General features: G+C 55.1%; 7 protein-coding genes. All 7 read left to right on the top strand.

Annotated elements, in window-relative coordinates; translation table 11 throughout:
• Positions 1–106: 106 nt before the first annotated feature.
• Positions 107–457, top strand: a complete 351-nt coding sequence (hinT, locus tag ACLQ7H_RS14265; RefSeq protein WP_411753235.1) for a purine nucleoside phosphoramidase — start codon at positions 107–109, stop codon at positions 455–457.
• A 12-nt stretch (positions 458–469) separates the two neighbouring features.
• On the top strand, positions 470–859 hold the full coding sequence (locus tag ACLQ7H_RS14270) for a YcfL family protein (protein ID WP_411753236.1): 390 nt from the start codon (positions 470–472) through the stop codon (positions 857–859).
• A 25-nt stretch (positions 860–884) separates the two neighbouring features.
• Positions 885–1,466, top strand: coding sequence for a penicillin-binding protein activator LpoB (gene lpoB, locus ACLQ7H_RS14275; protein ID WP_024531148.1), 582 nt, complete (start codon positions 885–887; stop codon positions 1,464–1,466).
• Positions 1,447–2,301, top strand: coding sequence for a phosphotransferase (locus ACLQ7H_RS14280; RefSeq protein ID WP_411753237.1), 855 nt, complete (start codon positions 1,447–1,449; stop codon positions 2,299–2,301). Before lpoB ends, ACLQ7H_RS14280 begins: the two co-directional genes overlap by 20 nt.
• A gap of 46 nt (positions 2,302–2,347) precedes the next feature.
• Positions 2,348–3,367 (top strand): beta-N-acetylhexosaminidase, encoded by a 1,020-nt coding sequence (gene nagZ / locus ACLQ7H_RS14285; protein ID WP_411753238.1) that lies wholly within the window; start codon positions 2,348–2,350, stop codon positions 3,365–3,367.
• A 76-nt stretch (positions 3,368–3,443) separates the two neighbouring features.
• Positions 3,444–3,986, top strand: a complete 543-nt coding sequence (gene ycfP, locus ACLQ7H_RS14290) for an alpha/beta hydrolase YcfP (protein WP_411753239.1) — start codon at positions 3,444–3,446, stop codon at positions 3,984–3,986.
• A gap of 332 nt (positions 3,987–4,318) precedes the next feature.
• A partial coding sequence (locus ACLQ7H_RS14295) for an NAD(P)/FAD-dependent oxidoreductase (RefSeq protein ID WP_411753240.1) occupies positions 4,319–5,150 on the top strand: 832 nt, incomplete at its 3' end.

The raw sequence follows: 5,150 nt of genomic DNA on the forward strand, positions 1-5,150 counted from the left end.
GTGATTCTCCATCACTCGATACGGAAAGTGCGCAATCGGGTTGATAGCAGTAGAATTTGTCACGATACTGCGTAAACCAATATTTTCGCTGAACAAGGAGTTCCAGATGGCCGAAGAAACGATTTTCAGTAAAATTATTCGCCGTGAAATCCCTGCCGATGTGGTCTACCAGGACGAACTGGTCACCGCATTTCGTGATATTTCCCCACAGGCACCGACCCATATCCTGATCGTGCCAAACGTGTTGATCCCAACGGTGAACGACGTGACCGTGGAACACGAAGCCGCATTAGGCCGTATGATCACCGTGGCGGCCAAAATTGCCGAGCAGGAAGGGATTGCCGAAGACGGCTACCGCCTGCTCATCAATTGCAATCGTCACGGCGGGCAAGAGGTCTATCATATTCATATGCATTTAGTCGGTGGGCGCGTTCTGGGCCCGTTGTTGTCACGTTAATCGAGGAAGACCATGCGCTATATTCACACGACGCGTTACTTGATGGCGCTGGTGCTCCCCGCCGCGATGCTGATGGGCTGTAGCAGCCCGAAGGGCATCTCGGTCAATGAACGGCAAACGGTGGTGATGGATTCACCGGTACTGACGGCGGGTATTCTGGCGGATAACCCGTCTATTGCCGACGCGTCTGGCCGTCTGCGGGCCAGTTCGGTGCTCAGCAACACCCAGACGATGCCGGTGACCCTCCACTATCGTTTCTACTGGTATGACAAACAGGGGCTGGATATCCTGCCTTTTGAACTGCCGCGCACGGTCACTGTTGCCGCCAATTCAGACACCGAGATTTATTCGTTGAATGGCAACCTTGATGCCAAGCGTGTACGTCTGTATTTATACTTATAAGTTTTGGGTTACGTTGGAGAAGGTAATGAAAAAGTTCCTATGGGTGGCGCTGGCCGCGTTGGTGTTAACCGGTTGTCCATCACGCCCGCCAGAGCCTACGGCACCGGTGACGGTCGAGCCACAGCCGCAACCAGAGCCTCAGCCTGAACCGTTGCCACCGACCACCGAGCCGGTGCCACAGCCGCCGAAGATCCAGCAGCTTGACTGGCTGGGTAGCGTGCAGCCGTTGGTCAATCAGATGCTGAAGGCCGATGGTGTCACGCCTGGCAGCGTATTGCTACTCGACAGCGTGAAGAACAATACCAATGGCTCATTGAGCATCGGCAATGCCACTTCCGCGCTGCATCAGGCTTTGGCATCCAACAACACCTTTGCCGTCGTGCCGGAAGCACAGTTGGCGAGTGCCAAACAGACGCTAGGCCTGTCGGCGGAAGATAGCCTGGGGTCGCGCAGCAAGGCGATTGGCCTGGCGCGCATCGTCAACGCGCAATACGTGTTGTATAGCGATGTCAGTGGCGATGTTAAGTCACCGGCAATGGAAATGCAGTTGATGCTGGTACAAACCGGTGAGATCGTCTGGTCAGGCAATGGCGACGTCAAATACTGAATCCGAGCTGCGGCGACTCTTGAGTAACAGGCTGCCGGCGGTAAATACCGCCGGTTGTCATTTTAGCCTGGTACAAGGGTTGACCGGAGAAAGCTGGCGGATCGACGGTGACGATATACAACTGTTGGCTCGCCCGCAGACGCCGGAAAAACGCATGCTCGGCGTTAACCGTCGGCGTGAGGGGCGAGTGCTGAAACGCGCTGGATTGGGCATGGGCCCAAAGGTGTTGCTACAGAGCCCAGACTGGCTGATCGTCGAATGGCTTGCTGGCGAAAACGTTGACGAAACGGCGTTTGCTTCCTTAGCGGGCAACGGTGAGTTGGCGGAGCTGACCGCCCGGCTGCATAACCGTGGGCTGAGTGGCTACCGGCTGGATCTGCAACAGCAGTTTACCCGCTATTGGCAGCAAATTGATCGCCGGCGGATCACACCAGCCTGGCTGCGTTGGCAGCGCTATTTCATCAATGGCACCCTGCCGCGACCGTTGCAGCTGGCAACGCTGCACATGGATATTCATGCCGGTAATCTGCTGCGACAGGCCGGGCAACTCAGGCTGATCGACTGGGAGTATGCTGCCGATGGCGATATCGCCCTGGAGCTAGCGGCGATGTTTCGCTTCAATCAATTTTCCCCGGCTGTCCAACAACGCTTTTTAGAGCAATACCAGCCCCACGGCTATGCCGATTTGCCGCAGTTGGCCTCACAGGTCCAGCGTTGGTTGCCGTGGGTAGATTACCTGATGCTGATGTGGTGCGAAGTGCGCTGGCAGCAGTGTCGGGAGATGGAATTTTTGCGTTGGGGCGCAGCGTTATACCGGCGTTTTTGTTTATCATAGTCCCATTAATCATGAATACTGATGTGAGGTGGCCGTGGGCCCAGTAATGCTAGATGTCGTCGGCTATGAGCTGGACGCAGAAGAACGCGAGATTTTAAAACACCCGCTGGTAGGGGGATTAATCCTGTTTACCCGCAACTTTGCCGATCCACAGCAGTTGCGTGAGCTGGTTCGCCAGATCCGCGCGGCTTCGCACTCGCGGCTGGTGGTGGCGGTGGATCAGGAAGGCGGGCGCGTGCAGCGCTTCCGTGAAGGTTTCACCCGCTTACCGGCGGCGCAGTCCTTTGCGGCACTCAACGATGCCCAGGAAGGCGAGCGTCTGGCTCAGGAAGCCGGCTGGCTGATGGCCTCGGAAATGATTGCCCAGGACATCGATATCAGCTTTGCCCCGGTATTGGATATTGGCCATGCCAGCGCGGCGATTGGTGAACGTTCTTTCCATAGCGATCCGCGGCAGGCGTTAGTGATGGCCGAACGCTTTATCCAGGGGATGCACAGCGCCGGGATGAAAACCACCGGCAAACATTTCCCTGGGCATGGCGCAGTCACGGCGGACTCGCACAAAGAAACTCCGCGCGATCCGCGGCCATTGGCCCAAATCCGCGAACACGATATGACTATCTTCCGTGAGCTGATCCAACGCGGGTTGCTGGATGCCATCATGCCAGCCCACGTCATCTATACTGAAGCAGACCCGCGCCCGGCCAGCGGCTCGCCTTACTGGCTGCAGCAAATCTTGCGTCAGGAGTTGGGCTTTGAGGGCGTGATCTTCTCTGACGATCTGTCGATGGAAGGGGCGGCGATCATGGGCAGCTATGCCGAGCGTGGCCAGGCGGCGCTGGATGCCGGTTGCGATATGATCCTGGTTTGTAATCATCGGGCAGGGGCGGTCAGCGTGTTAGATAACCTGTCCCCGGTCAAAGTAGAGAAATTGCAGCGGTTATATCATCGCGGTCAGTTCACCCGTCAGGAACTGCGCGATTCCGACCGTTGGCAAAAGGCGCATCATGCGCTGAGTCAATTGCATGAACGCTGGGAAGAGCATAAGCAACGCTCAGCGGGGTGAACGGCCAGGGCGCCGCAAGAAGGCGGCGTTAATAATGGGGGCTGCCAGCGGCCCCCAGCTTGTTGCGAGGAACCACATGATTATTTATTTGCATGGCTTCGATTCCACCAGTCCCGGCAATCATGAAAAGATTATGCAGTTACAGTTCATCGATCCGGACGTGCGCTTTATCAGCTACAGCACTTTGCATCCGCGCCATGATATGCAGCATTTATTGAAAGAGGTGGACAAGGCGGTTCAGCAGGAAGGGGATGCCCATCCGTTGATTTGCGGCGTAGGTCTTGGCGGTTTTTGGGCTGAACGTATCGGCTTTTTGTGCGGCATCCGTCAGGTGATCTTCAACCCGAACCTGTACCCGGAAGAACATATGCACGGCAAGATCGATCGGCCGGAAGAGTATCGCGATATCGCTACCAAATGCGTGGAAGATTTCCGTGAGAAGAACCGTGATCGCTGCCTGGTGGTGCTTTCTCGCCAGGATGAAGTGCTGGACAGCCAGCGTAGTGCCGAGTTGCTGCACAAGTATTATGAAATCGTCTGGGATGAACAGCAGACTCACAAGTTTAAAAACATCTCGCCACACCTTCAGCGTATCAAGGCATTCAAGACGCTGGCGTAACAGTTTTATAACGCATAACCAAGCCGTGAACGCTGTTCCCTAAGGGCAGCAATTGCGGCTTTTTTGTTTTTATCGAACCCGTTTTCGCCGGTAGGCAGCAAAATGCAAAACGGTGATCTCGCGCTAACTATTTGAATCACAATCCTCAAAAAAGCCCTTCGTCCAGCCTTTAACCAAAAAACTTTGACGTACATCAATTTTGGTATGACCAAATAACCTCTCGTGCTATTCTGGCCTCAGATAGCAGGTTTAACTTAAGCGAACCCTATGTATTCTAAGGATATTATTTATTTACCCTTAGGCAACAATTGGTTCACATTCAGGGGGTCATTTTGACAACGCCAAAGAAGAAAATCGTTATTGTCGGCGGTGGTGCCGGTGGTCTGGAGCTGGCAACCAGCCTGGGTCATAAACTGGGTCGTAAGCACAAAGCGGAAATCACGCTGGTGGATCGCAACCACAGCCATCTGTGGAAGCCGTTGCTGCATGAAGTCGCTACCGGCTCCCTGGACGATGGTGTGGATGCGTTGAACTACCTGGCGCATGCGCGTAATCACTTCTTCAACTTCCAACTGGGTTCACTGGTCAACATTGACCGTGAAAATAAAACGCTGCAGTTAACGCAGATCTGCGATGAGCAAGGCTGCCAGCTGGTTCCCGCCCGCGAGTTGAGCTACGACATCCTGGTGATGGCGCTCGGCAGCACCTCGAACGACTTTGGCACCCCAGGGGTAAGAGATAACTGCATCTTCCTGGATAACCCGAATCAGGCGCACCGTTTCCATAACGAGATGTTGAACCTGTTCCTCAAGTTCTCTGCCAATCCGGAAGAGAAGGAGAGCGTGAATATTGCCATCGTGGGCGGTGGGGCTACCGGCGTTGAGTTGTCGGCAGAGCTGCATAACGCGGTCAAACAGTTGCACAGCTACGGTTTTGAAGGGCTGGATAACAGCGCCTTGAAGGTTACCCTGGTTGAAGCCGGTGAGCGTATTCTGCCCGCACTGCCGCCACGTATTTCCGCAGCGGCGCACCAGGAGCTGAACAAGCTTGGCGTGCGTGTATTAACCAATACCATGGTGACCAGTGCCGATGAGCATGGCCTGAACCCCAAAGGCGGCGAGTTTATCAATGCCGATCTGATGGTCTGGGCGGCGGGCATCAAGG

It is taken from the genome of Serratia sp. (in: enterobacteria) (assembly GCF_046715635.1).
In the GTDB taxonomy this organism is placed as follows: Bacteria; Pseudomonadota; Gammaproteobacteria; order Enterobacterales; family Enterobacteriaceae; genus Chania.

Coding starts and splice junctions, on each gene's coding strand:
- ycfP (WP_411753239.1), top strand. CDS start 3,444: ATGATTATTTATTTGCATGGCTTCGATTCCACCAGTCCCGGCAATCAT.
- ACLQ7H_RS14280 (WP_411753237.1), top strand. CDS start 1,447: ATGGCGACGTCAAATACTGAATCCGAGCTGCGGCGACTCTTGAGTAAC.
- ACLQ7H_RS14270 (WP_411753236.1), top strand. CDS start 470: ATGCGCTATATTCACACGACGCGTTACTTGATGGCGCTGGTGCTCCCC.
- nagZ (WP_411753238.1), top strand. CDS start 2,348: ATGCTAGATGTCGTCGGCTATGAGCTGGACGCAGAAGAACGCGAGATT.
- lpoB (WP_024531148.1), top strand. CDS start 885: ATGAAAAAGTTCCTATGGGTGGCGCTGGCCGCGTTGGTGTTAACCGGT.
- hinT (WP_411753235.1), top strand. CDS start 107: ATGGCCGAAGAAACGATTTTCAGTAAAATTATTCGCCGTGAAATCCCT.